Source organism: Klebsiella sp. JN_Kp126 (genome assembly GCF_033843325.1).
In the GTDB taxonomy this organism is placed as follows: domain Bacteria; phylum Pseudomonadota; class Gammaproteobacteria; order Enterobacterales; family Enterobacteriaceae; genus Klebsiella; species Klebsiella michiganensis.
Genome location: NZ_JAWXQV010000089.1, coordinates 88,711 through 114,984, shown reverse-complemented (window position 1 = coordinate 114,984; position 26,274 = coordinate 88,711). Strand labels below are relative to the sequence as shown.

Annotated in this window: 29 protein-coding genes; 11 read left to right on the top strand and 18 right to left on the bottom strand. The window is 59.2% G+C overall.

Annotated elements, in window-relative coordinates; translation table 11 throughout:
- On the top strand, positions 1–91 hold a 91-nt coding region (locus tag SIK97_RS24050; protein WP_087828615.1), incomplete at its 5' end, for a maltoporin.
- Between the two features lie 301 nt (positions 92–392).
- Here SIK97_RS24050 and phnV read toward each other — a convergent pair.
- From phnV to phnR, 5 genes are all read right to left on the bottom strand, one after another.
- Positions 393–1,190 carry a 2-aminoethylphosphonate ABC transport system, membrane component PhnV gene (phnV, locus tag SIK97_RS24045; RefSeq protein WP_025107577.1) on the bottom strand — a complete coding sequence of 266 codons (798 nt, stop codon included), beginning with the start codon at positions 1,188–1,190 and terminating at the stop codon, positions 393–395.
- Between the two features lie 2 nt (positions 1,191–1,192).
- Positions 1,193–2,053 (bottom strand): 2-aminoethylphosphonate ABC transporter permease subunit, encoded by an 861-nt coding sequence (gene phnU / locus SIK97_RS24040; RefSeq protein WP_032751826.1) that lies wholly within the window; start codon positions 2,051–2,053, stop codon positions 1,193–1,195.
- Positions 2,053–3,165, bottom strand: a complete 1,113-nt coding sequence (gene phnT / locus SIK97_RS24035) for a 2-aminoethylphosphonate ABC transport system ATP-binding subunit PhnT (protein WP_014227307.1) — start codon at positions 3,163–3,165, stop codon at positions 2,053–2,055. Before phnT ends, phnU begins: the two co-directional genes overlap by 1 nt.
- 5 nt (positions 3,166–3,170) lie before the next feature.
- Entirely contained in the window at positions 3,171–4,184 is a 1,014-nt protein-coding gene (gene phnS / locus SIK97_RS24030; RefSeq protein WP_032751825.1) for a 2-aminoethylphosphonate ABC transporter substrate-binding protein, read from the bottom strand.
- A gap of 360 nt (positions 4,185–4,544) precedes the next feature.
- Entirely contained in the window at positions 4,545–5,264 is a 720-nt protein-coding gene (gene phnR, locus SIK97_RS24025; RefSeq protein ID WP_009653851.1) for a phosphonate utilization transcriptional regulator PhnR, read from the bottom strand.
- 140 nt (positions 5,265–5,404) lie between these two features.
- On the opposite strand from phnR, the gene phnW reads away from it, so the two are divergent.
- Both phnW and phnX read left to right on the top strand, forming a co-directional pair.
- Positions 5,405–6,508, top strand: a complete 1,104-nt coding sequence (gene phnW / locus SIK97_RS24020; RefSeq protein ID WP_032752001.1) for a 2-aminoethylphosphonate--pyruvate transaminase — start codon at positions 5,405–5,407, stop codon at positions 6,506–6,508.
- Positions 6,509–6,517: 9 nt separating this feature from the next.
- Positions 6,518–7,327, top strand: a complete 810-nt coding sequence (phnX, locus tag SIK97_RS24015) for a phosphonoacetaldehyde hydrolase (RefSeq protein ID WP_004855618.1) — start codon at positions 6,518–6,520, stop codon at positions 7,325–7,327.
- Between the two features lie 32 nt (positions 7,328–7,359).
- On the opposite strand, the gene nepI is transcribed toward phnX, so the two are convergent.
- The gene (nepI, locus tag SIK97_RS24010) at positions 7,360–8,541 is read right to left on the bottom strand and encodes a purine ribonucleoside efflux pump NepI (RefSeq protein ID WP_014227312.1); all 1,182 of its coding nucleotides are present in this window, start codon (positions 8,539–8,541) and stop codon (positions 7,360–7,362) included.
- 212 nt (positions 8,542–8,753) lie between these two features.
- Here nepI and SIK97_RS24005 point away from each other — a divergent pair, with 212 nt between their 5' ends.
- Together SIK97_RS24005 and SIK97_RS24000 are read left to right on the top strand one after the other, a co-directional pair.
- Positions 8,754–9,113, top strand: coding sequence for a type II toxin-antitoxin system RelE/ParE family toxin (locus SIK97_RS24005; RefSeq protein ID WP_025107572.1), 360 nt, complete (start codon positions 8,754–8,756; stop codon positions 9,111–9,113).
- On the top strand, positions 9,097–9,420 hold the full coding sequence (locus tag SIK97_RS24000; RefSeq protein WP_004126838.1) for a helix-turn-helix domain-containing protein: 324 nt from the start codon (positions 9,097–9,099) through the stop codon (positions 9,418–9,420). Before SIK97_RS24005 ends, SIK97_RS24000 begins: the two co-directional genes overlap by 17 nt.
- 82 nt (positions 9,421–9,502) lie before the next feature.
- On the opposite strand, the gene SIK97_RS23995 is transcribed toward SIK97_RS24000, so the two are convergent.
- The 8 genes from SIK97_RS23995 to ivbL form a co-directional block, all read right to left on the bottom strand.
- Positions 9,503–9,955, bottom strand: coding sequence for a DUF1198 domain-containing protein (locus SIK97_RS23995; protein ID WP_025107571.1), 453 nt, complete (start codon positions 9,953–9,955; stop codon positions 9,503–9,505).
- 177 nt (positions 9,956–10,132) lie between these two features.
- The gene (gene uhpT, locus SIK97_RS23990) at positions 10,133–11,524 is read right to left on the bottom strand and encodes a hexose-6-phosphate:phosphate antiporter (RefSeq protein WP_004107098.1); all 1,392 of its coding nucleotides are present in this window, start codon (positions 11,522–11,524) and stop codon (positions 10,133–10,135) included.
- A gap of 145 nt (positions 11,525–11,669) precedes the next feature.
- Positions 11,670–12,989, bottom strand: coding sequence for an MFS transporter (locus tag SIK97_RS23985; RefSeq protein ID WP_032751824.1), 1,320 nt, complete (start codon positions 12,987–12,989; stop codon positions 11,670–11,672).
- Between the two features lie 9 nt (positions 12,990–12,998).
- Entirely contained in the window at positions 12,999–14,480 is a 1,482-nt protein-coding gene (gene uhpB / locus SIK97_RS23980) for a signal transduction histidine-protein kinase/phosphatase UhpB (RefSeq protein WP_162097182.1), read from the bottom strand.
- A 17-nt stretch (positions 14,481–14,497) separates the two neighbouring features.
- Complete coding sequence (gene uhpA, locus SIK97_RS23975; RefSeq protein ID WP_032751823.1) at positions 14,498–15,091, bottom strand: transcriptional regulator UhpA; 594 nt, start codon at positions 15,089–15,091, stop codon at positions 14,498–14,500.
- Between the two features lie 182 nt (positions 15,092–15,273).
- Positions 15,274–15,564, bottom strand: coding sequence for an acetolactate synthase small subunit (ilvN, locus tag SIK97_RS23970; protein ID WP_004855635.1), 291 nt, complete (start codon positions 15,562–15,564; stop codon positions 15,274–15,276).
- Positions 15,565–15,567: 3 nt separating this feature from the next.
- On the bottom strand, positions 15,568–17,256 hold the full coding sequence (ilvB, locus tag SIK97_RS23965; RefSeq protein WP_025107569.1) for an acetolactate synthase large subunit: 1,689 nt from the start codon (positions 17,254–17,256) through the stop codon (positions 15,568–15,570).
- 102 nt (positions 17,257–17,358) lie between these two features.
- Entirely contained in the window at positions 17,359–17,454 is a 96-nt protein-coding gene (gene ivbL, locus SIK97_RS23960) for an ilvB operon leader peptide IvbL (RefSeq protein ID WP_004107123.1), read from the bottom strand.
- A 582-nt stretch (positions 17,455–18,036) separates the two neighbouring features.
- On the opposite strand from ivbL, the gene tisB reads away from it, so the two are divergent.
- The 4 genes from tisB (at position 18,037) to emrD (ending at position 20,910) form a co-directional block, all read left to right on the top strand.
- The gene (gene tisB, locus SIK97_RS23955; protein ID WP_004107126.1) at positions 18,037–18,126 is read left to right on the top strand and encodes a type I toxin-antitoxin system toxin TisB; all 90 of its coding nucleotides are present in this window, start codon (positions 18,037–18,039) and stop codon (positions 18,124–18,126) included.
- A 71-nt stretch (positions 18,127–18,197) separates the two neighbouring features.
- Positions 18,198–18,644 carry a GNAT family N-acetyltransferase gene (locus tag SIK97_RS23950; protein ID WP_057174096.1) on the top strand — a complete coding sequence of 149 codons (447 nt, stop codon included), beginning with the start codon at positions 18,198–18,200 and terminating at the stop codon, positions 18,642–18,644.
- Positions 18,645–18,714: 70 nt separating this feature from the next.
- Positions 18,715–19,548, top strand: coding sequence for a DMT family transporter (locus SIK97_RS23945; RefSeq protein WP_014227319.1), 834 nt, complete (start codon positions 18,715–18,717; stop codon positions 19,546–19,548).
- Positions 19,549–19,725: 177 nt separating this feature from the next.
- Entirely contained in the window at positions 19,726–20,910 is a 1,185-nt protein-coding gene (gene emrD, locus SIK97_RS23940; protein WP_004855651.1) for a multidrug efflux MFS transporter EmrD, read from the top strand.
- A gap of 246 nt (positions 20,911–21,156) precedes the next feature.
- Here the strand turns inward: emrD and dsdC are convergent, their stop codons facing one another.
- Positions 21,157–22,086 carry a DNA-binding transcriptional regulator DsdC gene (gene dsdC / locus SIK97_RS23935; RefSeq protein WP_032751820.1) on the bottom strand — a complete coding sequence of 310 codons (930 nt, stop codon included), beginning with the start codon at positions 22,084–22,086 and terminating at the stop codon, positions 21,157–21,159.
- Positions 22,087–22,309: 223 nt separating this feature from the next.
- On the opposite strand from dsdC, the gene dsdX reads away from it, so the two are divergent.
- Both dsdX and dsdA read left to right on the top strand, forming a co-directional pair.
- Positions 22,310–23,647 (top strand): D-serine transporter DsdX, encoded by a 1,338-nt coding sequence (dsdX, locus tag SIK97_RS23930; protein WP_004116631.1) that lies wholly within the window; start codon positions 22,310–22,312, stop codon positions 23,645–23,647.
- 17 nt (positions 23,648–23,664) lie between these two features.
- Positions 23,665–24,993 carry a D-serine ammonia-lyase gene (gene dsdA, locus SIK97_RS23925; protein ID WP_057174097.1) on the top strand — a complete coding sequence of 443 codons (1,329 nt, stop codon included), beginning with the start codon at positions 23,665–23,667 and terminating at the stop codon, positions 24,991–24,993.
- A 52-nt stretch (positions 24,994–25,045) separates the two neighbouring features.
- On the opposite strand, the gene SIK97_RS23920 is transcribed toward dsdA, so the two are convergent.
- From SIK97_RS23920 to SIK97_RS23910, 3 genes are read right to left on the bottom strand one after another with little or no spacing between them, the layout of a single operon-like run.
- Positions 25,046–25,576, bottom strand: coding sequence for a radical SAM protein (locus SIK97_RS23920; RefSeq protein ID WP_004855659.1), 531 nt, complete (start codon positions 25,574–25,576; stop codon positions 25,046–25,048).
- Positions 25,573–25,935 (bottom strand): DUF202 domain-containing protein, encoded by a 363-nt coding sequence (locus tag SIK97_RS23915; RefSeq protein ID WP_014227322.1) that lies wholly within the window; start codon positions 25,933–25,935, stop codon positions 25,573–25,575. Before SIK97_RS23915 ends, SIK97_RS23920 begins: the two co-directional genes overlap by 4 nt.
- The gene (locus tag SIK97_RS23910) at positions 25,925–26,272 is read right to left on the bottom strand and encodes a YidH family protein (protein WP_004855665.1); all 348 of its coding nucleotides are present in this window, start codon (positions 26,270–26,272) and stop codon (positions 25,925–25,927) included. Before SIK97_RS23910 ends, SIK97_RS23915 begins: the two co-directional genes overlap by 11 nt.
- Between the last annotated feature and the right edge of the window lie 2 nt (positions 26,273–26,274).

The following is a 26,274-nucleotide window of genomic DNA, read 5'->3' as shown; positions in this document are numbered from 1 at the left end:
GGATAACAAGCGCACTGCGAAGGTTAACGGCACCAAAGACGAGCAGCTGGATTCGCTGAACGTCGGCGGCATGTTTGAGGCGTGGTTCTAAGAGAGTGAAACCATCCCGGGTCGCGGCGTCAGAGCCCGATCCGGGCTATCAGATCGTAACCTGTAGCCCGGCTAAGCGCAGCGCGAGCCGGGAAGAAGCCGCATCGATATATTCATCCCGGCGCATTCCCCGGGTTGCGGCGTAACGCCTTACCCGGGCTACCGCACTGTAGCCCGGCTAAGCGCAGCGCGAGCCGGGAAGAAGCCGCATCGATATTCATCCCGACGCATTCCCCGGGTTGCGGCGTAACGCCTTACCCGGGCTACCACTGGCTTAGGTGGTTTGCAAAAGGAGCCGGAGATTACCTCTGGCTCATCCGGCGGGCGATGCGTTCAAGCTTAATCATCAGCAGCAGCGTGACGCCCACCAGCACGATGGTCAGCGCCGAACCATCGGCAATATTGCCGCGATCGGTCAGGCTAAAAATCGTCACCGGCAGCGTTGTCCAGCCCGGCGGGTAGATCATCACCGTCGCGCCCAGCTCCCCCATCGATAGCGACAGGCTTAACGCCAGTGCCGAAATCATCCATGGCGTCATCAGCGGCAGCGTGACGTGGCGCAGACGATACCACGGCGATGCCCCGAGGCTGGAGGCGACGTTTTCAATATCGGCGGAAATCCGCGCCAGACCGGTGGAAACGTTGCTGAAGGTAAACGCGGAAATCAGCACGAAGTGCGCCGCCAGAACGATCCAAAAGGTGCCGTTCATCTGCAGCGGTCCCTGGCTGAAGGCCACCAGAATGCCAAGACCCACCGAAACGGATGGGATGGCGCTTGGCAGATAGAACATCAGCCCAAGGTATTTTTGCAGCTTCGCACCGTACTGCCGCAGGGACAGCGCAGCCCACATGCCGCACAGCAGAGCGAACAGGCTGGCGCAAAACCCGACCATCAGACTGGAAAAGAGCGCATCCCACGCGGCGCCGCGAAACGCGTTAACAAAGTGTCCGAGGGTAAAGCCGGACGGCAGCAGGCCGTTCCACTGCTGGCTCAGGCTGGACATCAAAATCACCGCCAGCGGCAGGAAGAAAAACCCGGCAAACAGCGTCACCGCCAGCGCTCCTGCCGCCGTACGGCCTTTACGCGACCAAATCAACATCGTTAGCTCCTCACGCCGGTACGCGCGGCGGCCAGCCGATAGAGCATAAACAGCCCCAGCGACAGCAGAATATTAATCAGCGCAATCATGCAGGCGACGCTGTAGTCCGACTCGAGAATAGCCTTGCTGTAGACCATCATCGGTAGAGTATTTACCCCTTTGGCGCCGATAAACAGCACGATGCCGAACTCGTTGGTGGTCAACAGCAGACACAGGCTGCCGCCCGCCATTAGCGCCGGCAGCACCGCCGGAAAAATCACCTGGCCGATAACCCGCAGCGGATGCGCGCCGAGGATGCTCGCCGCTTCAAGCTGGCTTTTATCAATCTGCCGCAGCCCGGCCATCAGCGGGCGCATCACCAGAGGGGTGAAGACGGTCATTTCCGCCAGTATGACCCCCTGAATCGAATAGAGAAAATCCACCGGCGGCAGTTCAAAAGCAAACAGCGACATCAGCGTCCCGTTCAGCAGACCAGCGGAGCCGTAAATAAAGGTGAAAGCCAGGGTGATGAGAAAGGTCGGCAGCGCAATAAAGGTATCAATTATCCGGCTAATCAGCTGGCTACCGGGAAACGGGATAAACACCAGAATCAGCGCCAGTACGCTGCCGAGCAGCAGGCAGCCTGATGTCGCGATAACCGCGATTTGCAAGGTATTGAGCAATGCGCTGAGAAAGCGCCGGGACTCCACCACCTGCCAGAAGGTTTCGAGGCCCAGATGACCCTCGGTATCGCGCAGCGCCTGTTCGCCGATGAGCAGCAGCGGGTAGAAAAACAGGGTCGCCAGCACCAGCAGCGGCAGCAGCAGCCACAGTAAGGGCCGCAGATGAACAGAGCGACGCGGGAGCGTTAAGATCTGCGACATTATGACACCTCAATCAGGACCGCATCGTTGGGTTCAAAATAGAGCGCCAGCCTGTCGCCCGCACGCGGCAGCGGGTTCACGTGGGTCATCACGATACGCACCGCCTCCCCCGCCACGTCGCATAGCAGATGGGTCAAATCGCCCTGCCAGTGCACGGAGGTCAGGATGGCGTTCAGCCGGTTGCTGGTGGCCGATCGCGGCGCGAGACTCATATGCTGCGGGCGAATACAGAGCAGCTTATTGTTGCCATGCTGGCCGCCGCGGCTGAACGCGGCGATCAATCCGCCGCCGCAGCTGACGCTGACCAGGCCAGGTCCCGCGGTATCTGTCAGCGCCGTCGCCTGCAGGATATTGGCACGTCCGAGAAACTCAGCGCTAAAACGATTAGGCGGATAGTGGTAAAGCTGATGGGTTTCGCCGTGGGCAATGAGCGAGCCGTCTTTCATGATGCCAATCTTGTCCGCCAGGGTCAGGGCTTCAGTCTGATCGTGGGTGACGTAGAGAATGGTCAGCTCCGGCAGTTCGCGGTGCAGACGGGCAATTTCCTCCACCATGTTGTGACGGATTTGCGCATCCAGCGCCGAGAGCGGCTCATCAAGCAGCAATACCCGCGGACGCACGGCGATGGCGCGAGCAATTGCGACGCGCTGCTGCTGGCCGCCGGAAAGCTGGTGCGGATAGCGGCTGGCGTAATCCGCCATGCCGACGATTTTCAGGGCTTCCTGAACCCGTTCAGCGATCTGCGCTTTGGGCTGTTTCTGCGCCCGCAGGCCGAAGGCGACGTTATCTTCTACTTTCATGTGCGGAAACAGGGCGTAGTTTTGAACCACCATACCAAGGCCGCGTTGATACGGCGGCAGATGGGTGATATCCGTGTCGCCAAGCAAAATTCGACCACCGGCAGGCTGCACAAAACCGGCTATCGCCCGCAGCACCGTGGTTTTCCCGGAGCCCGAAGGGCCGATCAGCGCCAGCACCTCACCGGGTTCAATGGTTAATGTCAGCGGCTTCAGCACCACGTTGCCGTGATAAGAAACGCGCAGCGCGTCGAGAGTAATTCCGGACGTCCCCGCCAGCGACGGGGTGGGGGCAACGGTCGTTTTCATTAACATCACGCTTACTCGCTGTCCGTCACTTTATGCCAGCGGGCAATATCCGCCGACAGCGAAACCGCAACGTCGTCCCAGTTGGGTTCCCAGCTTTTCACGCCGTTAAGCGCCGCTTTCGCCGCTTTAAAGTTAGCGTCTTCCGGCGTCACGTCGCTGCGCACCGGCAGGCCCCAGGAGAGCGCGCTGACGCTGGACTGAGCGGATTTATCGAGCAGGAAGTTAATCAGCTTTTTACCGTTTTCGCCGTTCGGACCGTTCTGCACCAGGCCGATGGTATAGGGCAGCGCCAGCGCGCTGCGTTCGCCTTGCGCGTCCGCTGGCCAGAAGATTTGCACATTCGGATTACGCGCCATCTGCGACAGGTTCATTTGCAGATCGCCGTTAGCGATGTACAGCTCGCCTTTATTGACCAGCGCGGTCAACTTACCGGTGGAAGCAGACGGACCAACGTTATTGGCCTGGAGCTTACCGAGATAATCGAACCCCGCCTCTTTGCTCCCCATGCTGTGAAACGCCTGTAGCATGACCGCCGTACCGTCACCCGCCTGCCCCGGCGTCGAGTACTGCAGTTTGTTCCTGAAGCGGCTATCGAGCAACTCCTGCCAGCTGGCCGGTGCGGTTTTCAGCAGCTTACTGTTATAGATAAAGGTCAGATAGTTATTCACCAGCGGCGAGTAGCGGTCGTGTACGCCCGGGATCCGGGCGCTGTCCTGCGGCTGAAATTCGGCCAACAGCTGTTCTTTCGCGGCACGCTGGATAAACGGCGGCACCGTCACCAGCACATCGGCCTGAGGGTTGGTGCGCTCTTTTGCCAGGCGTTCAACAATCGCCCCGGAACCGCCTTCCACGTACTGCACCTTGATGCCCGTTGCTTTGGTGAAAGCGGCGAACTGGTGCTGGTACCAGCTGTTATCACCATCGTGCAGGCCGTCAGCGGAGTAAACCGTGACGATGCCATCTGCCCAGACCGGAGAGCTGGTCAGCGCGAACAGGGACAGCAGGGCAAGTCGGGAGAGTTTCATCGTATATGCCTCATCGGGTAGTTAGCCATTCTGGTGTAGACCAGATTGTTTTTCACGCTACCCGGGGTTTATGACAAAACGATGAATAAAGTGTGGCGAAAGGATGACGCCGGAGCAGAAGACTCCCTCCCGGAGGCGGCGCTTGACGCGCCTGTCCGGGCTACTCGTCCGCAGCCAGCGGTGAACCCGTAGCCCGGTCAGCGCAGCGCCACCGGGACGCCCGGCGCACAGGTATTTAATACCTGGGCTTATCCCGGAGGCGGCGTTTGACGCGCCTGTCCGGGCTACCCATCCGCAGACGGCGGTAAACCCGTAGCCCGAGCCGCAACCCGGGAAAACGCTCGGGCTGGACCAATAAAATCAATGGGTATCGACTTCAATACGCAGGCTGTCGTGGCGCCAGTACTCGATATCGTAATCGAGAATTCGCCCGTGCTGATCGTAGTTGAGGCGGCGCAAGAGCAGCGCCGGCCGCCCTTCCATCACCCCCAGGGCTTCCGCGGCCTGGGGCGGCATTGAGGTGGGCCAGAACGACAGATGCATACTGGTATATATCAGGTCATAGTGGGTCTGATAAATTTCGGTCAGGCTGCCGTTTAAATCATGGCGCAGCAGCTCCGGAACCCTGGCCGGCAGGCAGTGATTTTCACAGTAGCAGATTGCCCGCCCGTCAGCATGGCGCAGTCGGGTGAGCAGGTAGATCTGGTCGAACGGCTGCAGCGCCAGCGGCGCCATAACATCCAGCGGAACGGCGGCCAGACGCCCATCGAGCAGTACCGTTTTCGGCTCCCGCCCCTGTTCCAGGCACAGCTTGTGGAAGTTGGTATTCTGCGTCGGATCCAACCACAAGCGCTCCGGCGTAACAAACCAGCCGCGGCGGTCGGCGCGATAAATCACGCCGCTGGACTCAAGCTGCGCCAGGCTCTCACGCACCGTAATACGCGTGGTGTTGAACAGCGCGCACAGCTCGCGCTCGGACGGCAGCTTATCGCCGCTCTTCAACGCGCCGTTTTGAATACGCGCCTGAAGCTGCGCCTTGATCAGCAGATACTGTGGCGTCTCGCCAGAGGGTGATTTCATGTTCGCTCGCGGCCAAATTTGATGCGCTCATTATACATAACCAGATGAATTTTTTGTTGCAGCGCTACTTTCCCTTTGACCTTTTCGGGGCACGATCGTCATTATAAAAAACATCTGGTATAGACCAAATGGTGAAAACAATGACTTCGCGTAATTATCTGCTGCTGACGCCCGGACCGCTGACCACTTCCCGTACGGTAAAAGAGGCGATGCTGTTCGATAGCTGTACCTGGGACGACGACTACAATCTCGGCGTCGTTCAGGTCATTCGCCAACGGCTGGTGGAACTGGCGACGCCCGCTAACGGCTACACCTCAGTGCTGCTGCAAGGCAGCGGCAGCTACGCGGTTGAAGCGGTGCTCGGTAGCGCGATCGGCGCGCAGGGGAAAGTGCTGATTATCAGCAACGGCGCCTACGGCGCGCGCATGATCGAGATGGCGAAACTGATGTGCATTGCGCACCATCCCTACGACTGCGGCGAAGTGGCGCGGCCGGACGCGGCGGCGATCGAACGGATCCTGCAAACCGACCCGGCGATCACCCATATCGCCATGGTGCATAGCGAAACCACGACCGGCATGCTCAACCCGATCGAAGAGGTCGCCGCGCTGGCGAAACGGTACGACAAACGCTACATCGTCGATGCCATGAGCAGCTTCGGCGGCATTCCCATGGACGTCGCCGCCCTGAATATCGATTATCTGATAAGCTCCGCCAACAAATGCATTCAGGGTGTGCCGGGCTTTGCCTTCGTCATTGCCCGGGAGGCGGAACTGGCAAACTGCCAGGGCCGCTCGCGCTCGCTGTCGCTGGATCTGTACGCCCAGTGGCGCTGCATGGAGGATAACCACGGCAAGTGGCGCTTCACCTCACCGACCCATACCGTGCTGGCCTTTGCCCAGGCGCTGAAGGAGCTGGCGGAGGAAGGCGGCGTGCGCGCACGTCATCAGCGTTACAGCACGAACCAGCGGCGTCTGGTGGCGGGAATGCGTGCGCTAGGCTTTCAGCCGCTGCTCGACGATAGCCTGCACTCGCCGATCATCACCGCGTTTTACTCCCCGGATGCGCCGCAGTATCGCTTTAAGGATTTCTACCAGCGGCTTAAAGAGCAGGGTTTCGTGATCTATCCGGGCAAGGTGTCGCAAAGCGACTGCTTCCGTATCGGCAACATCGGCGAAGTGTACGACGCCGACATCACCGCCCTGCTGGCGGCCATCAAAAACGCCATGTACTGGCAATGCTAAGGAACCGTCATGAACCGTATTAACGCCGTTATTCTTGATTGGGCAGGCACCACCGTCGACTTTGGCTCCTTCGCGCCGACGCAGATTTTCGTTGAGGCCTTTCGTCAGGCTTTTGCCGTGGAGATTACGCTCGAAGAAGCCAGGGTGCCGATGGGTCTCGGCAAATGGCAGCATATTGAAGCGCTGGGGAAACTGCCCGCCGTGGACGCCCGCTGGCAGGCGAAGTTTGGCCGGGCGATGAACGCTGCCGATATCGACGCGATCTATGCTGCTTTTATGCCGCTGCAGATTGCCAAAGTTGTCGATTTTTCTGCGCCGATCGCCGGGGTTGTCGACACCATTGCCGCGCTGCGCGCCGAAGGCATAAAAATTGGCTCCTGTTCCGGCTATCCGCGTCCGGTGATGGAAAAGCTGGCGCCGGCCGCCGCCGCGCAGGGCTATGCGCCTGACCACTGGGTGGCGACGGACGACCTCGCCGTCGGGGGGCGGCCAGGCCCGTGGATGGCGTTACAGAACGTCATTGTCCTCGGCATCGACTCGGTAGCCCACTGCGTCAAGGTTGATGATTCCGCTCCCGGCATTACCGAAGGATTAAACGCCGGAATGTGGAGCGTGGGTCTGGCGGTTTCCGGTAACGAATTCGGCGCCAGCTGGGAGGAATATCAGCAGATGAGCGCCGAAGAGATCGCCGCCCGCCGCGAGCACGCCGCCGGGAAGCTGTACGCCGCCGGGGCGCACTATGTGGTAGATACGCTGGCGGATTTGCCGGGCGTGATTGCCGACATCAACCGTCGTCTGGCGCAGGGCGAACGCCCGTAGTTTTATTGACGATTCGCCTAACTGCGGCCCCATTACACTCGTACTTTCGTCGCCACCAGCAGGCCGGTCAGCAGCATCAACGTACCGGAGAGGACCAGCGGCGAGAGCAGACCAAGGTGATCCAGCGCCACGCCGCCAACCGCGGCGCCGCAGGTGTTGGCCAGCTGGATCACCGCCACCTGAATCGACCCGGCTTTCTCCGCCTGATCGGACAGGGAGCGGGTGATCCACGTTGACCAGCCAACCGGTATCAACGCGAAGGCAAAGCCCCAGATAACGGCAACCGTCGACGCCACGATTTTACTCTCCCCCCACAGTACCAGCACCGCCGCGCTGATGGCCAGCACCACCGGGGCAACCGCCAGCGCCGCTTTCACCGATCTTTTGAGCAGCATCGAAGAGAGCGAGGTGCCGACGAAGCTGGCGATGCCGAAGCTCAACAGCACCAGCGTCAGGCCGTCAACGTCAAAGCCCGCCAGCGTCATATACACCGGGCGAATATAGGTAAAGAAGGCGAACTGGCCGGCGAAGGCCATAAAAATGGCGCACATCCCGGCCATCACGCCGGGGCGCTTTAGCAGGCCGAACATATTTTGCTGCGCCGAGGTCGACTCGCCCGGCAGAGACGGCAGCGCCTTCAGCACCCAAATCGTACAGACCACCCCCATCACCGCGGCGCCGTTAAAGACGTTACGCCAGCCGATAATCCCACCGAGGAAGCTGCCCAGCGGCGCGGCGATCACCAGCGCTATCGATACCGCGCCAAAAATAACCGACAGGGCTTTGGGCACCACGCGCATCGGCACCAGCCGCATGGTGAGCGACGCCGACATCGCCCAAAAGCCGCCCAGCGCCAGCCCGAGGCAGGCGCGGCCGAGCAGCAATAACGCAAAGCTGTTAGCAAAAGAGACCAGCAGGCAGGAAAGGGTCAGCAGAACCGAAAACAGAATCACCACGTAGCGGCGATCGGTACTGCGGATAATCGAGGTGATAAACAGGCTGGCAAACATCGCCACGAACGCCGTGGTGGTGACCGACTGTCCGGCAACCCCTTCGGAGATGCCTAAATCCTGCGCCATCGGCGTGAGCAGGCTTACCGGCAGGAACTCAACGGTAATCAGGCAGGCCACGCAGAAGGCCACCGCAAAAACCGCCGACCAGTTGGGTCGCGCCGCCTGATGAGCCTGTGGCGTAGAGGCATTCGAAGGAGTCATAAGTTACCTGCATGGTTGAACACGGGGAAGCCGCGCAGTGTAACATTTTAAATGTGACGAATTTAACGTTTTGACAACTTTTCAGGCCTTGCAAAGCTCCTGCGTAGCTGCTCGCATAACCGGAAAATCACGTTCTTAGGTATTTCAGAACAGTAAGAGGAAGAAATAACATAGCACTTGGTGCTATATTTATGGTTACAGGATGTCAGCCAATGCGTGTTTTTAAAACGAAATGGTTTACCAGGGAAGCCCGGGCCCATGCGATTGATGATGGCGAACTCTGCAAAGCGATTGAAGCCACTCTCCAGGGAAAAGCAGATAACCTTGGTGGCGGCGTTTACAAAAAACGCCTCAATAAAAATCGCGATCGCGCAATTATTCTGGCAAAGGGCGCTGAGCATTGGTTTTACACATTTTTATACGCCAAACAGGATATCGCCAATATCGATAACCGAGAACTCGCGGCGTTCCGTGAGTTAGCCAGGCATTATTCCCTTCTCAGCGAGGAGAAAATGGCGGCATTGGTTAAGAGAAAAGAATTGGTGGAGATTTGTCATGACTGCAAAAACTAAATTCAAAAGCCCCGCCTTTGAAGCTATCCATAGCGCTGCAGCAGGTTTATACAGTGTTGATGCGATCGCGCAGGAGACAATGCGCAGCTTTGATGAAACATGCATCAGCCGCGTAAGCGATTTCCAACCTGGTGAAATTAAGGCTCTACGTGACCAACTCAACGTCAGTCAGCCGGTTTTTGCCCGCTATCTGAACACCAGCGTTTCCACGGTCCAAAAATGGGAAAGCGGGGCAAAACGCCCCGGTGGGCTGGCACTGAAATTACTCACCATCGTGCAAAAACATGGGTTAGAGGTACTGGCATGATGGCTTTGTTGCGATGACTTATGCACCGGTGGCCTCATCGGCGTGACGTTTAACGAAGCCAACAGTGCACCGGGAAGTGATATCAGTGCAGCCAGTGGACGCCATCCTCCGGCAAAAACAGCGCGTTATAGCGCTCCTGCAAAGCGTGCAGGTCGCTCACTTCCGGCTCCAGCTCGCGAAGAAAACCTTGTGCCAGGCGGATTTGCGCTTCGGTAATCGGCGCCGCGAGGCGGGACTTTTTCATCAGCCGATACCAGTAGTGCAGGTTCTGCTCGCTGCCGTCGACGATAGCGACCTGCCAGACCAGCAGCACCTGCGCGGCATTTTGCAAATGCGCTTCATTCGGCCGCTCCAGGTAGCGCAGATACTCGTTGCCGGCGGTTTTTCCCAGCTGATCGATCATCGATTCCAGCGGTACCGGCGTAATGCCTAATCGTTCGCTCAGACGGCGAATCGCACGGCGTGAATCAGAGGTAAGCACCCGAAATCCCACAACAAATACCACTATCAGCGTGGCCAGTCCTAACCAGATCATGCATCCTCTCATTCAATCGCAGCCCCACTATCATAATGGGAAATTGCCCGCTGTCGACTGCCGGAAGTACCATAATGTGACTTATCGCGACACCGTATCGCTATCATCAAACCGCCCGGCAAGAGGCATAAAAAAGCCCGGCGCAGGGGCCAGGCAACGTGACTCACACCCAATGACTCAGGCAGTCTGCAAAGTTTGCGTCTTTTTCTGACGGCGGATTTTACGTTCCTCAAACACCGCGACGATGGCCATCAGGCAGATGCAGCCAATCGCCGCCGCATCCAGCGCCGCAAAGGTCCCCGCCCAGCCGGTGAGGCCAAAAATCGGCGTTCCGTCGGCGATCATCCCGAGGCCCAGCTTGGCGAAGCTATCGCCGATCAGATAGGCAAAGGTGCCCTTGATCCCGTCGGCAGCGCCAATCGCCTTTTTCGGCACGAAACCTACCGCGGCAACGCCGATCAGCAGCTGCGGGCCAAACACCAGGAAGCCCAGCGCAAACAGAGAGGCGAGATAAACGTACTGGTTGCTGGCGTGCTGATAAACCCCCAGGGTGGCGATAATCAGCGCCAGCGCAATGCAGGCCACCAGCGCGCGACGACCGTTTGCCAGATCCGACAGCCAGCCCCACAGCAGCGTGCCGACCAGCGCGCCCACTTCAAACAGGGTAAAGCCCTGAATCGCCACCTCTTTGGAGAGCTTCAGCTCCTGGAAAGCGTAAACGGTGGACCACTGGTCGATACCGATGCGCACCACGTACAGGAAGATATTGGAGAAGCACAGCAGCCAGATGACTTTGTTCTTCAGTACGTACTCGACGAAGATCTGCCATTTGGTCATGGCGTTCTCTTCCGTCTCTTTATCCTCTTCGCTGATCTCTTCGCCAAACAGCTCTTCGGCGTTACCGAGGCCGTAGGATTCCGGGGAGTCGCTGCCGAAGCGCAGGCCGATAAAACCGACGATCAGCGCGATAATCGACGGGAAGATAAACATCCCGATCACGTGGCCGTCGAACAGGTAGTTGGCGCCAAACAGCGCTACGCCCGCCGCGCCGGCGCCGCCGAGGTTGTGAGAAATATTCCAGAAGCCGAGGAAGGTGCCGCGCTTACGGCGAGGCGTCCACTTGGTAATAGTCGAATAGCTGCATGAGCCGCCGGTGCTCTGGAAAAAGCCGCTCAGAGCGTAGAAGGCGATCATCAGGAACAGGCTGGTCGACCCTGCACCCATGCTGGCGCTGAAGCCAAGCATACAGATGGCCGAAAGGATCAGCATAAACGGTAGAAACTGCTTGGTGTTCTTACCGTCTGCGTAGTAAGAAACCAGCGTTTTACCCACGCCGTAGGTGATTGAGAATCCGAGACCGATCATCCCCAGCTGCGTCATGCTCAACCCGTAGGTGGAGATCATGTCGTTCTGCGCGATGTTAAAGTTTTTGCGGATCAGGTACATGGTCAGATAGCCGATGAAAACCACCAGATACGACTGCATGAACGGTTTGAACCACATTTTGCGCCGCGCTTCGAGCGGCAGGTCCAGGGTTGGCTTACGCACCTGGTTTAAGAAGGCCAGCATGATTGGGTGACTCCTGAGCTGATTTAGTACCTGCGAATGGCAGGCATTGTAAAAATCAGCCGGGAGACTCGCCTGAGACAGCGTCCAGGCGAAACCGGGAAAATTTCTTAGTTTTACGCCATTCGGCGAAGAAAGGTGAAGTGGGTCACGCTTCTCGCGGCGCCTGGGCGTTTAAAAACGGCAGCAGCAGCAGGGCGGAAATGCCGGCGGCAATGGCGATAACCACGAAAAAACCGCTCCAGTGCCAGATTTCCATCACCTGCGCCAGCGGCCAGCCGGAGAGCGATGCGCCAAGATAGGCAAACAGGCCAACAAAGCCGGTTGCCGCCCCCGCCGCCTCTTTGTGCGAGCACTCCGCCGCCGCCATGCCGATCAGCATCTGTGGGCCAAAAACGAAAAAGCCGGTCGTGAAGAAGCAGGCCGCCTGCATCACGTAGCTGGCGAACGGCATCAGCCAGAGGCCGCCGACCGACAGCAAAATACCGGCGGCGAAAATCAGGTTCATCGGCCCGCGGTTGCCGTTAAACAGTTTATCCGAGCCCCAGCCCGCCACCAGCGCGCCGATAAAGCCGCCCACCTCGAACATGGTGACCGCCGAATTCGCCGTGACCAGATCGACGCCGAGCGTTTCCGACATATACAGGTTGCCCCAGTCGTTAATCGCCGCGCGCACCACGTACACCAGCACGTAGCACAGCGAGAGCAGCCAGATATAGGGATTCAGCAGCACGTATTTGGTGAGGATCTCTTTACGGGTCAGGCCAGCCCCTTCCTGCTGCTGGGCAATCTCCAGTTCATCGTGCCGCCAGTCGCCCACGGCGGGCAGCCCTACCGCCTGCGGCCGGTCGCGCAGCCGCCAGCAGAGAAACAGTCCGGCGAGGATCGCCAGCATGCCGGCAATCATCATCCCCGTTCGCCAGCCGTAGTGCAGCGCCGCCGCGCCAACCACCATCGGGATCAGCGCCCCGCCGACGTTATGCGCCGTATTCCACAGCGCCCACCAGCCGCCGCGTTCGGTGCGCGAATACCAGGTCGTCAGCAGACGGGCGCACACCGGCGAGCCCCAGCCCTGGAAGAAGGCGTTCAGCGCCCACAGCAGCGCGAAGGCCCACAGCGAAGTGGAAAAGCCAAACAGAATATTCACCACGCCGGTAGCGACCAGACCAATGCCCATAAAATAGCGGGCGTTAGAGCGGTCGCTGACGATACCGGAGAAAAATTTCGACAGCCCGTAGGTGATGTAGAACAGCGTTGCCAGCAGGCCGATATCGCTGCGCGTCAGCACGTTGCTGGCGAGGATTTCCGGCACGGCGGCGTTAAAGCTTTTACGCGTAAAATAAAACAGCGCATAGCCCAGCCAGATGGTCAGCAGAATATGCCGACGCCAGTAGCGGTAGCGCGCGTCCAGCGCCGGTTTGTCGGTAATCGGCGGAGCATCGGGCGGGGATTTCAAAAAGGCAAACATCGTCGCTCCTCAGGCGTAGCGCAGCGGCAGGCTGACGCAAACGCGGGTGCCGTGGGTGCAGGAGATGGTTAAGGTGCCGCCCAGCGCGCTGACGCGCTCGCGCATGCCGGTCAGGCCGAAGCCCTGCTGGCCTGAGCCCGGCGGCAGGCCGCAGCCGTCGTCCTCCAGCACCAGCATCAGCCGCTGCTCCTGCTGCCAGCCCTGCAGCGTGACGGCGCTGGCGCTGGCGTGTTTGACGATATTATTCAGCCCTTCCTGGCAGACGCGGAACAGGGTGACGCGCTGGTTTTCGCTCAGCAGCGACTCATCAATGCGCCACGCAAGATGGCTGACCATACCGCGGTCCTCCAGCTCCATTTCGCGCATCAGCGAACGCACCGCCTGTTCAAGCGTCAGGTCGTCCAGCTGGCGCGGGCGCAGGCGGCCCAGCAGGCGGCGCACCGAATCATAGACGCCGAGCGAAAGCTGCTCAATCAGCTGGCCGCTCTGCCTGACGCTGGCGCTGTTAGGCGCCAGACGCTGGACGATCCCCGCCTGAGTACGGATGGCGGTGATGGTCTGCCCGATATCATCGTGCAGCTCGCGGGCCACCTCGCGGCGCACGCTCTCTTCGGTTTCCAGCAGGCGTTCCGCCAGCCGCTGGTTACGCACCAGCTCGTTTTGCAGCGACTGATTAAGCTCGCGCAGCCGCTGAATGCCTGCGCCCAGCAGCAGGCCCGTCAGGCTTTGCGCCAGCAGCGAAAGCAGCAAATCCACCGGATGATCGTGCCAGCTCTGGCTGGCAATCAGCGCGATGGCGTTCATCAGGGTCGCGATCAGCGCGCCCTGCCAGCCGTAGTGCCAGGCCAGGGCGATAATCGGCAGCGCCAGGCAGAAGGGCGTAAATCGCGAGAGCTCGGCGGGCAGCCCCAGCTGGAGCCAGAGGCTGACGCTGAACAGCAGCAGGTACCAGATAAGATGCCGCCCGCGCCAGTTTACCGGCTGCGAGACCAGCGATGGCCCCAGCGGCCGCCAGACGGTACTGGTAAGGTAGTGCCAGATAACCAGGCAGGTAGGCGCCAGCGTCAGGCCGCCGGTCAGGGTCAGCAGCAGCGCGTTCAGCCCCTCCTTGCCTTCCGGCAGCCACGGCAGCGACTGGAGCAGCGCAGCGGCGATCAGCGCCCCTCCCTGGCGCAGCAGGGTGAGCCAGTCGCGCTGCTGGCGATAGCGCGAGATCAGCGCCACCGGCAGCAGGGTCAACAGGCTTCCGGTCATCAATATTATCGGGTGCGCCAGCGCCACTTCCTGCGCCAGCCAGAAGATCAGCAGCCACTCAGCGCCCAGCAGAACCGGCCAGTAGCCGCGCGGACACTGCAGCATCAGGCCAAGACGCAGGCCAAAGGGGAAAAGCAGCACCGCCAGATCGGCACGCTCCACCAGGTGCAGGCTGATGCTCCACAGGCAAAACCACGCGGCGGAAAAGATAAAGCAACAACCGATAACCGAGAGCAGCCGGGAGAGAAAGGTGTTCATTGCCAGCTATCGAACATGCGGCGCGCCAGCTCGACGTCGTTGCTGACGCCCAGCTTTTCCAGCAGATTGGCGCGATGAACGTGCACGGTTTTTGGCGACAGGCCCAGCTCGGCGGCAATCTCTTTTACCGCCATCCCCTGCGCCAGCTTTTCCGCCACCTCGCGTTCGCGTTTGGTGAGCGGGTCCCGTCGCCCGGCCGCCAGCTTCATGGCGATATCCGGCGTCAGGTAGCAGCCGCCGGCCGCCACGGTGCGGACGGCGGCGATCAGCTCATCCGGGCTGCAGCGCTTGGAGAGAAAGCCGCGCGCGCCGGCGTTCAGCGCCTGCTCCACCAGCGCCGGGCTGTCGTGCACCGACAGCATCACGATCGCCATCCCTTTCGGCAGCTGGCTTAACAGCTCAAGCCCGGAGATATCCGGCATCGAGATATCGCAGATACAGACCTGCACGCCGCGGCCGGGCAGCCCCACCAGCGCTTCGCGACCGGAACCGAATTCGGCGACGACCTGAAAATCGGCTTCCAGCCCCAGCAGCTGGGCAAAGCCGGAGCGGACGATAAGATGATCGTCAATAAGGGCGATTGTGGTCATGGCGATTCCTGGGGAGGATAAAAAACGCGCTTACCTTAACGGTATAAACGTCATCCTTCAAGCTGCCTCTGTTCCCCCCAGTCACTGACTTCAGTCAGCTCCAGGGGGATTCTCAGAGTTGCCGCCCTGATGCGGCTTGAGTAATTTTGTTTATCGCGCGCAGCGGATCAAGCCGCGAGCGATTATTCGAAGAACACCGCGATTTTGCTGAACATGGAGGGATCGGACTGATTGCGCACCACCTTCTCAACGTCTTCCAGCTTTTCGATCTGGCTAATCATCTGCCCGAGGCGCTGATCGTCGTTGACCAGTAGCCAGATGCGGCTCTGGTTGCTGTCCGGGATCGGCAGACAAAGAATGCCTTCCACGTTAAATGCGCGGCGGGCAAACAGGCCGCAAACGTGGGTCATCACGCCAGGGTGGTTGCGCACGGTGAGCTGTAGAATAACGTTTTCATGAGTCGCTTGTTGCATGGCTTATTCCCCCACCATTTCAGTATTGGCCGCACCCGGCGGTACCATCGGATACACTTTTTCTTCGGCATCGATACGCACGTGGATCAGCGCCGGACCCGGGCGGTCGATAATCGCCTGCAGCGCCGCCTGCGGATCGGCTTCGTTATTTAAATCACAGGTTTGCAGACCAAAACCGGCGGCGATCTGCATAAAGTTGACCATGCCAGGATAGGTCGCGGCGAACACGCCCTGCTTATAGAACAGGCTCTGCTGCTGGTGAACCAGCCCCAGCGCTTCGTTATTCATCAGGATGATTTTTACGTCCAGCTGATTTTCCGCCGCGGTAGCCATTTCCTGAATGTTCATCATCAGGCTGCCGTCGCCGGAGAAGCAGATGACCTTGCGCTGCGGGTTAGCCAGCGCCGCGCCTACCGCGGCAGGCAGACCAAAGCCCATGGTGCCGAGGCCGCCGGAGGTCAGCCACTGGCGCGGACGGTTGAGCGGATACGCCTGTGCGACCCACATCTGGTGCTGGCCGACGTCGGTGGTCACGATTGCCTCATCGTCAACGCAGGCGGCAACGGCGTTAATCAGGCCATAGTGGGTAAGCGGGTCTTGCTCCTGCGGAATGGTGCAGGGGAACTCCCGCTGCAGATCGGCCACCAGCTGCAGCCATTCGCTGCGCGGCTGCGCCTCGACCTGCGGGATCAGCTGCGCCAGCACTTCGCCAACATCGCCCTGAATCGCCACGTGAGGCTGTTTGATTTTACCCAGCTCAGAGCGGTCGATATCAACGTGGATAATTTTCGCGTTCGGGCAGAACTGCTCGGTTTTACCAATCGCCCGGTCATCAAAACGGGCGCCTAAAACAACCAATAAATCAGCCTCTTGCAAAATAAAATTGGTGCTGCGCGCGCCGTGCATCCCCAGCATGCCCAGCGACAGCGGATGCGCTTTCGGCAGCATCCCCAGCGCCATCAGGGTCTGGGTGGTTGGCAGGTTGGCTTTTTCCGCCAGCTGGCGAATCTGCTCAGGCGCGTTGATCACCCCACCACCCAGATAGAGCACCGGACGCTGCGCGGCGTTAATCATCGCCGCCGCTTCGCGCACGCTGGCGCTATCGAATTCCGGGGCTGCCATGCGGGCGCCGGGTTCCGGCAGGGCGTCGAGCTCAATGGTCGCGGCCTGAACATCCTTAGGAATATCTATCCACACCGGCCCTGGTCGCCCGGACTGCGCGATGCGAAACGCGTCGCTTATCACCTGCGGCAGCTCAGCAATGTTGCGTACCAGATAGTTATGTTTCGTGATGGGGATAGAGATACCGTAGGTGTCGACTTCCTGGAAAGCGTCGGTGCCGATCATTGAGGCCGGAACCTGGCCGGTAATGCACACCAGCGGAATCGAATCCAGACGGGCGTCGGCGATAGCGGTGATCAGGTTAGTGGCTCCCGGGCCGCTACAGGCCATACACACCGCCGGTTTGCCCTCGGTGCGCGCCATACCCTGGGCAATAAACCCCGCGCCCTGCTCGTGACGCGCCAGAATATGGCGGATCTGCGTGCTTTGGCTTAACGCATCGTAAATGGGAAGGATGGAGCCGCCCGGAATGCCGCTGACCGTGGTGATCCCCTGACGCTCCAGTAAATGAACGACTAACTGTGCGCCAGTGAAGCGCATTTTTTGTGATGTTGTGCCCGAACTTGCCATGCTCCAGTCCTTTTATTCTGGGCCGACTTACCGGGGGGCATGAAACGAAAAACCCCGCTCGGTTTGCGCCGGCGGGGTTTGGAATTCGTGTTGTTCCGGACCCTACGGCGCGTTGCCGACGACGACCACCACAGACACGACGACCACCGCGGCAGGCGCGGTTAGTAGTAGGGTCGAAGTCAGCGTGGTAGCGTTCATGAGGGACCTGTTGTCTCAAAAAAGGGAATGAATTTATACAAACACAGCTTTTGTCATTTCACAATGGATTTATTTTCAACCAGGAGAAACTGCGCGGAAGATCACATTAATTTGCGGCGGGATAAAAAACAAAAAACCCCGCCGCGGCGAGGTTTTCTGTTCGGTGTTTTTACGGTTGGTAGCCGCAAGCACACTGTATTACGTCAACGAAAAAAGTATACGCGATCGGGGAAGAAGGCGCAATTTTCACGACGGTTTTTGCTGATTTAGAGTATGGATCGCGTATACAAATTTGTCCAAAAAATACTGTTCATATATACAGTATTCATTCTATACTGAGGGGGTACGCAGGGGGAATCTGGGGCCGCACTTTTACCGGCGCAAAAAAGTCCTGGCTGAAACGGGTGGTGCCGTCAGCGCCTTAACCCCAGAAGAGCACACTGTGTTACGTCAACAAATACCCCGAATTATTGAGTCCGCCACCGGCAGGTGGCGCCTGAATATGACGGGTATACCCTGGCTGGCAACAGGCGGCGGAAAGGTACGCCAGCCGGTTGTGCTCCTGAACCAGAGGAGACGCGTATGGGCGGAGTGGATATCGTTGTTCTGATCCTGAAACTCATGGTTGCCGTGTTGCAACTACTTGATGCAGTCCTGAAGCAGTTCCGCTGATTCAGGTTCAAGTCGCACCTGAGAGGGGCGGGAAACCGCCCCTCTACAGGCTAACCTGACGGAGAAAAATTATGGCACCGTTGTTGATCGCCGCTATCACCCCGGACGAACCCGGTTTTTCGGCACTCCGCGCCGAAAGCCTGGCGCAAAACCTGAACATGCTGCGTCGCCTGGCGGAGAACTGGCAGAACGGGGAAAACCGTTTTAACGCGCCGGGAGAAAAGCTGCTGGGGGCTTTTGCGCACGGGCAGCTGGTCGGCGTGTGCGGGCTTAACATCGACCCTTTTAGCCAGCAGCCGCGGGCCGGTCGCATCCGCCATTTGTATATCGCCGATCGCCATCGTCGGCAGGGGATCGGGCATCAGCTGCTGGTCTCGGTTATCACCCACTCCGGCAGCAGCTTTGATTTTCTCAACACCCATGCGCCGTCAACGGCCTGGTCGTTTTATGAAAATCTGGGATTTCGCCCGATATATGATGAACCCCGGGTCACCCATTGTCTGTTCTGTTCGCTCTAGCCGCCGCTGGCTGCTGAAGAGTGCGCATGTTACAGTCCGTTGACGATTTATTCCCCAGCGCCAGGCCGCAATGACCATTACCGTATTCTGTATTTTGCTGTTCGCCGCCCTGCTTCACGCCAGCTGGAACGCTATCGTTAAAGCCAGCGGCGATAAAATGTACGCAGCGGTAGGCGTTAGCGGCTCTGCCTCGCTCATCGCCCTGGTTCTGCTCCCTTTTGCCCCCCAACCCACGCTCGCCAGCGTGCCGTTTCTTGCCGTCTCCTGCGCGCTACAGGTGGTGTATACGGTGCTGGTGGCAAAAACCTATCAGGTCTCGGATATGAGCCAGACCTATCCGCTGATGCGCGGGACCGCCCCGCTACTGGTGGCGATAATCAGCGTCGCCTTTCTTGGCGACACTCTCTCCCCGCTGGCTTGGCTGGGCATCGGCGTCATCTGCCTGGCGATTCTGGCGATGGCCTTTAACGGGCGCGCCAGTTCGAGCCAGGGTATCGTACTGGCGCTGATCAACGCCTGCTTCATTGCGGGCTACACGCTGGTTGACGGAACCGGGGTGCGGCTTTCAGAAACCGCGCTGGGCTATACCCTGTGGACCTTTTTTATGAACGGCTTCTGTCTGCTGGGCTGGGCGATGATTGCCCGACGCCCGCAAGCCAGCCGCTATCTGCGCCAGCACTGGAAGAAAGGCATGGTCGGCGGCGTCGGTACCATGGGCTCCTATGGCCTGGCGCTGTGGGCCATGACCCAGGCGCCGCTGGCGGTGGTGGCCGCCCTGCGCGAAACCTCGATTCTTTTTGGCGCAGTTATCGCGTTTATCCTGTTGAAAGAGAAGGTAGTTCCATTGCGCATCGCCGCCGCCTGCGGCATTGCCGCCGGGGCGATTCTGCTGCGGCTGTCTTAATCCACACATGGCAACATTAGTTGCCGACTTTCGTTTACAAAACCTGCCTGAACATCCCCGACAATCCCCCCTTACAGGGTTGTTCTGTCATTTTTATGTGGTAGATTCCTCCATCGTTTAGCGGGTGTGCCAGTCACATATTCTTCATCTCCAACTTTATACAAAGTATTCATCGACATGAAACGGCATAAGAACTTCAATTTGTTGTTGATGCTGGTGCTGCTGGTGGCCGTAGGCCAGATGGCGCAGACCATTTATATTCCGGCGATTGCCGATATGGCGATATCGCTCAACGTTCGCGAAGGCGCGGTGCAGAGCGTGATGGCCGCTTATCTGCTGACGTACGGCGTCTCGCAGCTTTTCTACGGCCCGCTCTCCGATCGCGTTGGCCGCCGCCCGGTAATACTGGTGGGAATGTCCATTTTTATGCTGGCGACGCTGGTTGCCATTACCACCCATAGCCTGCCGGTGCTGATTGCCGCCAGCGCAATGCAGGGGATGGGTACCGGCGTCGGCGGCGTGATGGCGCGAACCCTGCCGCGCGATCTGTATGAAGGGGCGCAGCTCAGGCACGCCAATAGCCTGCTGAATATGGGGATTCTGGTTAGCCCGCTGCTCGCGCCGCTGATTGGCGGCATTCTCGATACCTTATGGAACTGGCGGGCCTGCTTCGTATTTCTGCTGGTACTTTGCGCCGGCGTCACCTTCAGCATGGCGCGCTGGATGCCGGAAACCCGGCCCACCGGCGCGCCGCGTACCCGGCTCATCACCAACTATAAAACGCTGTTCGGTACCGGCGCATTCAACTGCTATCTGCTGATGCTGATCGGCGGCCTGGCGGGCATTGCCGTGTTCGAAGCCTGTTCCGGCGTGCTGATGGGCGCGGTACTTGGTCTGAGCAGTATGTCGGTCAGCATTCTGTTTATTCTGCCGATCCCGGCGGCGTTCTTTGGCGCCTGGTTTGCCGGCCGGCCGAACAAACGCTTCCCGACGCTGATGTGGCAGTCGGTGATTTGCTGCCTGCTGGCGGGGGTGCTGATGTGGATCCCTGGCCTGCTGGGCGTGATGACCGTCTGGACCCTGCTGGTTCCCGCCGCGCTGTTCTTTTTTGGCGCGGGGATGCTGTTTCCGCTGGCGACCAGCGGCGCGATGGAGCCCTTCCCGTTCCTCGCCGGCACCGCCGGAGCGCTGGTGGGCGGGCTGCAGAATATCGGTTCCGGCGTGCTGGCGTGGCTGTCGGCGATGATGCCGCAAACCGGTCAGGGCAGCCTCGGCCTGCTGATGATGCTGATGGGATTGCTGATTCTGCTGTGCTGGCTGCCGCTGGCGTCGCGCTTTCATCAACACCAGCAGCCGGTTTAAGGCTTCATTGCGGGTTCCCCGGGTCGCGACGCGGGGCGTCTTACCCGGGCTACAAAATGACGGACGCCGATGAACCCGTAGCCCGGCTAAGCGCAGCGCAAGCCGGGAAGCGGTGGCGAATTATCAGCCCCGGCATATTTCCCGGAGGCGGCGCCTGACGCGCCTGTCCGGGCTACCGGCCCGCAAACGGAGGTAAACCCGTAGCCCGGTCAGCGCAGCGCCACCGGGATGAAACTAAGCCGGTCATCATAATTGCGCCTGACTCTGCAGCCAGTGGATAAAGGCGTCAATTTTCGGCCACTGACGGCCCGGCAGGGTCGTCACGTAGTAGTGCTGATGGCACTTCAGGGTCATCTCGCCGAACGGTGCGATCAGCTCGCCGCTCTCCAGGCGCTTTTGCACCAGCCGCTTACGCCCCATCGCCACGCCAACGTGATTCATCGCGGCAATCACCGCTAAATCCGAACGATCGAAGCCAATACCCGACGATTGCGGCAAATCTACGCAAAATTTCTGCGCCCAGCTGAACCACTCATCGGTGCCGGAATCGTTGCTCCACGCCTGACGATCGTGCAGCAGCGTACAGTGACGAAGATTGCCGGGGTTCTGCTGTAGCTGATGCTGGCGCGCGTAATCCGCCGTGCAGACCGGTACGATGGCCTCATCCATCAGAAAATGGTGGCTCAGCTGCGAGGAAGGCGCATCATCGAAGTAGATTGCCAGATCGATGCCCGCGCGCTGCATATTGACGTTATCGTTGCCGGTCAGCACGGTAAGCGAGATCGACGGATAGCGGCGGGTAAAATCACCGAGCGCGGGAACCAGCCAGCACTGGGCGATGGACGGGCGCGAATAGACCGTTAACGTCCCCGACAGCTCCTGGTTTTTAATATCCAGAATTTCCTGGTTCAGGCTATCCAGCGAGGACTTCAGCGCCCAGAACACCCGCTTACCTTCATGCGTCAGCTCTACTTTGCGGTGCGAACGCACAAACAACTGGATCCCCAGCTCTTCTTCCAGCTGATTGATACGGTGGCTCACCGCGCTGGGCGTCAGCGACAGCTCCTCCGCCGCCAGCGCAAACGACTCATGCCGGGCGGCGACTTCAAAGGTATACAGCTTCGATAGCTGCCAGCCGTTAAGCAGGCGAGTGCCTAACTCTTTTAGCGTCTCCATCTCTTACTCCTTCACTATTCCCCGCCGAGTGTAAGAAATTTTTCGCGCCAGCTGCGCGTTAAAGATGAATAAAAGTGATGCATAGCACACATAACAGACAATTTTAGAGCAAAATCACCTTTTTGATTCAATCTGATTCACCTGAATGGCCGTTTATATCGTTTGTCAGCGCGTGCCGTTTTTCTGTTCAATACCCATAGATTATTCACAGGCGAGGTGGGGTATGGAATCTCAGATCTGGGTTGTGAGCACGCTGCTGATCAGCATCGTGTTGATTGTATTAACTATCGTCAAACTGAAGTTTCACCCGTTTCTGGCGCTACTGCTGGCAAGCTTTTTCGTCGGCGCCATGATGGGCATGAGCCCGCTGGATATGGTTAACGCCATTGAGAGCGGGATTGGCGGCACGCTGGGCTTCCTTGCGGCGGTGATTGGGCTGGGGACGATTCTCGGCAAAATGATGGAGGTCTCCGGCGCAGCGGAACGTATCGGCCTGACGCTCCAGCGCTGCCGCTGGCTGTCCGCCGACGTCATAATGGTGCTGGTGGGCCTGATTTGCGGGATCACCCTGTTCGTTGAAGTGGGCGTGGTGCTGCTGATTCCGCTGGCGTTTTCCATTGCCAAAAAGACCAACACGTCGCTGCTGAAGCTGGCCATCCCGCTGTGTACGGCGCTGATGGCGGTGCACTGCGTGGTGCCGCCGCATCCTGCTGCGCTGTTCGTCGCCAACAAACTGGGCGCGGATATCGGAACGGTGATCGTTTACGGTCTGCTGGTGGGCCTGCTGGCCTCGCTGGTCGGCGGCCCGCTGTTCCTGCGGCTGCTCGGCAACCGCCTGCCGTTTAAAGCGGTGCCGGCTGAGTTTGCCAACCTCGAAGTGCGCAAAGAAGAGACTCTGCCGTCGCTGGGCGCCACGCTGTTTACGGTGCTGCTGCCGATCGGCCTGATGCTGGTAAAAACCATCGCCGAACTGAATATGACCAAAGGCGGCACGCTGTATATGCTGCTGGAGTTTATCGGCAACCCGATCACCGCCATGTTTATCGCGGTCTTTGTGGCCTACTACGTGCTGGGTATCCGCCAGAATATGGGCATGAGCACCCTGCTGACGCATACGGAAAACTGTTTCGGTTCTATCGCCAATATCCTGCTGATTATCGGCGCAGGCGGGGCCTTTAACGCCATTCTGAAAACCAGCGGCCTGGCCGATACGCTGGCGGTGATTCTGTCGAACCTCGATATGCACCCGATTCTGCTGGCCTGGCTGGTGGCGCTGATTCTGCATGCCGCCGTCGGTTCCGCCACCGTCGCCATGATGGGCGCAACCGCCATCGTCGCGCCGATGCTGCCGCTCTATCCCGGCGTGAGCCCTGAAATCATCGCTATCGCTATCGGCTCCGGCGCGATTGGCTGCACTATCGTGACGGATTCCCTGTTCTGGCTGGTTAAGCAGTACTGCGGGGCAAGCCTTAACGAAACGTTCAAATACTATACCACGGCGACCTTTATCGCTTCGCTGCTTGCACTGGCCGGTACATTCCTGCTTTCTTTCATCATCTGAGCGCAAAGAGACGTAATATGAAAAACGCTGACATGACCACTTTACTCGCCCAGTTTCCTCTGCTGGAGGAGCTGATAGCCCTGAAAGAAACCACCTGGTTTAACCCGTCAACGACGTCGCTGGCGGAGGGGTTACCCTACGTTGGCCTGACGACAGAAGACGTTCAGGACGCCCACGCCCGCCTCGACCGTTTTGCGCCCTATCTGGCGGAAGCCTTTCCTGAAACCGCCGCCACCGGCGGTATTATCGAATCCGAGCTGGTGGCCATCCCGGCAATGAAGGCCCGGCTGGAAAAAACCTTTCGTCAGCCCATTGCTGGCGATCTGCTGCTGAAGAAAGACAGCCACCTGCCGATTTCCGGCTCGATTAAGGCCCGCGGCGGCATTTATGAAGTCCTGACCCACGCGGAAAAACTGGCGATCGACGCGGGATTGTTAAACACAGCCGACGACTACCGCAAGCTGCTGACCTCCGAGTTCAGGACGTTCTTCAGCCAGTACAGCATCGCCGTTGGCTCCACCGGCAACCTGGGGATGTCGATTGGCATAATGAGCGCGCGCATCGGTTTCAAGGTGGCGGTCCATATGTCCGCCGACGCCAGAGCGTGGAAAAAGGCCAAACTGCGCAGCCACGGCGTGACGGTGGTGGAGTATGAAGAGGATTACGGCGTGGCGGTTGAGCAGGGGCGTAAAGCCGCCGAGTCCGACCCGAACTGCTTCTTTATCGATGATGAGAACTCGCGCACCCTGTTCCTCGGCTACTCCGTGGCCGGCGAGCGGCTAAAAGCGCAGTTTGCCCGCGAAGGGCGCGTGGTGGACGCCAGTCATCCGCTGTTTGTTTATCTGCCGTGCGGCGTTGGCGGCGGCCCCGGCGGCGTGGCGTTTGGCCTGAAGCTGGCATTTGGCGATAACGTCCACTGCTTCTTCGCCGAACCGACCCACTCCCCTTGCATGCTGCTGGGGGTTTATACCGGCCTGCATGACCAGATTTCGGTTCAGGATCTGGGAATTGATAATCTGACCGCCGCGGACGGTCTGGCGGTAGGCCGCGCTTCCGGTTTCGTTGGCAGGGCAATGGAGCGCCTGCTGGATGGGTTCTACTCTCTCGATGACCAGACAATGTACGACATGCTGGGTTGGTTAGCCGAGGAAGAAGGTATTCGCCTGGAGCCGTCCGCGCTGGCCGGCATGGCCGGGCCGCAGCGGGTCTGCGCCAGCCAGGCGTATCAGCAGATGCACGGTTTCACCGCCGGGCAGATGCGCAATGCGACCCACCTTGTGTGGGCAACCGGCGGCGGCATGGTGCCGGAAGAGGAGATGGCGCAGTATCTGGCAAAAGGACGGTAAACCTCCCGTCAGGTCAACGCGATGGCGACGAAGCTTCTTTCGTCGCCATTTTTTAGCGCAGCAGATGCATAAGCTCAACCGGCGAACGGTGCTGATTGAGTAGATCGCGCAGAACGCGCATATAGGGGGCGCTCCAGCTATAAAACTGCCGGTAACCCTCGCATAGCGCATTGGAGCCATCCTCCAGACGCAGCTGCGGGCAGCCCCCACCGCATAATCTTAGCCAGGCGCAGCCCGCGCAGGCAGGCCCCGGCGGATTGTTGGCATACTGCACCGACTCGCCGCGCCAGGCGCGCAGCGTGGCCTCAAACAGCGGCACGACGATGCGGTTAGCATCTTCTTTAACCCAAATCGCAAACACCGCGCAGAGGAAATCCCCCCACAGCCGGGCGTCGGAAGGTTGCAGATGGGGAATAAACTTGATGGCCACGGCTCCCTGAGCGCTCAGTTGATGGTAGACACGCTCGGGGCGTTGGCACGCCTGACGATCGATAATGACTTCCTGTACCGGAAGATCGCTCGCCAGCGATTTGCAGTTACCGCAGTGCCGATCGTCACCGTAATCGGCCTGACATCCTGTCATGTCATATCCTTAATAAACAAAATCACCTGTCGTATATGGGTTACAGCAAACAACAATGACAGGGAAAGTACTGCGAATGCGATCAAAAATTTGTCACGAACCGCCTGCGGCTGAGCAAAATCGCTTTGCTCAACGTTCATCAGATTGCGGCTGCGGGTATAGCGCCAGAGGATGAGGGCGGCGAACGGCAATATGCACAGCGAAATCCAGAATGCGATCCCCGCCTGATGCCAGTGGTGCTTAATCGCCAGCGCCAGCAGCGCGCCATAGCCTAAAAGGGTGCGAAACCAGGCCAGCGACGTACGCTCCGGCTGCAGGCCCGGATCGCTCTCGCGACGCGCCCGGCGATTATCCGGCATAGAGCACCAGCGCCATCACCACCACGATGACGAGGGTCAGCAGAATACTGATCAGCAGCAGCGTGCGGGTGTAGGGAAGATCCTGTTTCAGCCGCATCGCCTTTTCGTTGCTCAGCCAGCGTATATAGCCGTAAATCGCCAGACCGCCGGCAAACAGGCACAGCAGCAGCGCCAGAATTTCGCGAATCAGCGGCGTAGCGAAATCCGGCGCCAGCTGGTCCAGGCCGACGCCACCGGCTAAAAAGCCAAGCGAAGTGCGGATCCACGCCAGAAAGGTACGTTCATTCGCCAGCGAGAAGCGGTAATCCGGCGCTTCACCAAGGCGGGATATTTTCATCA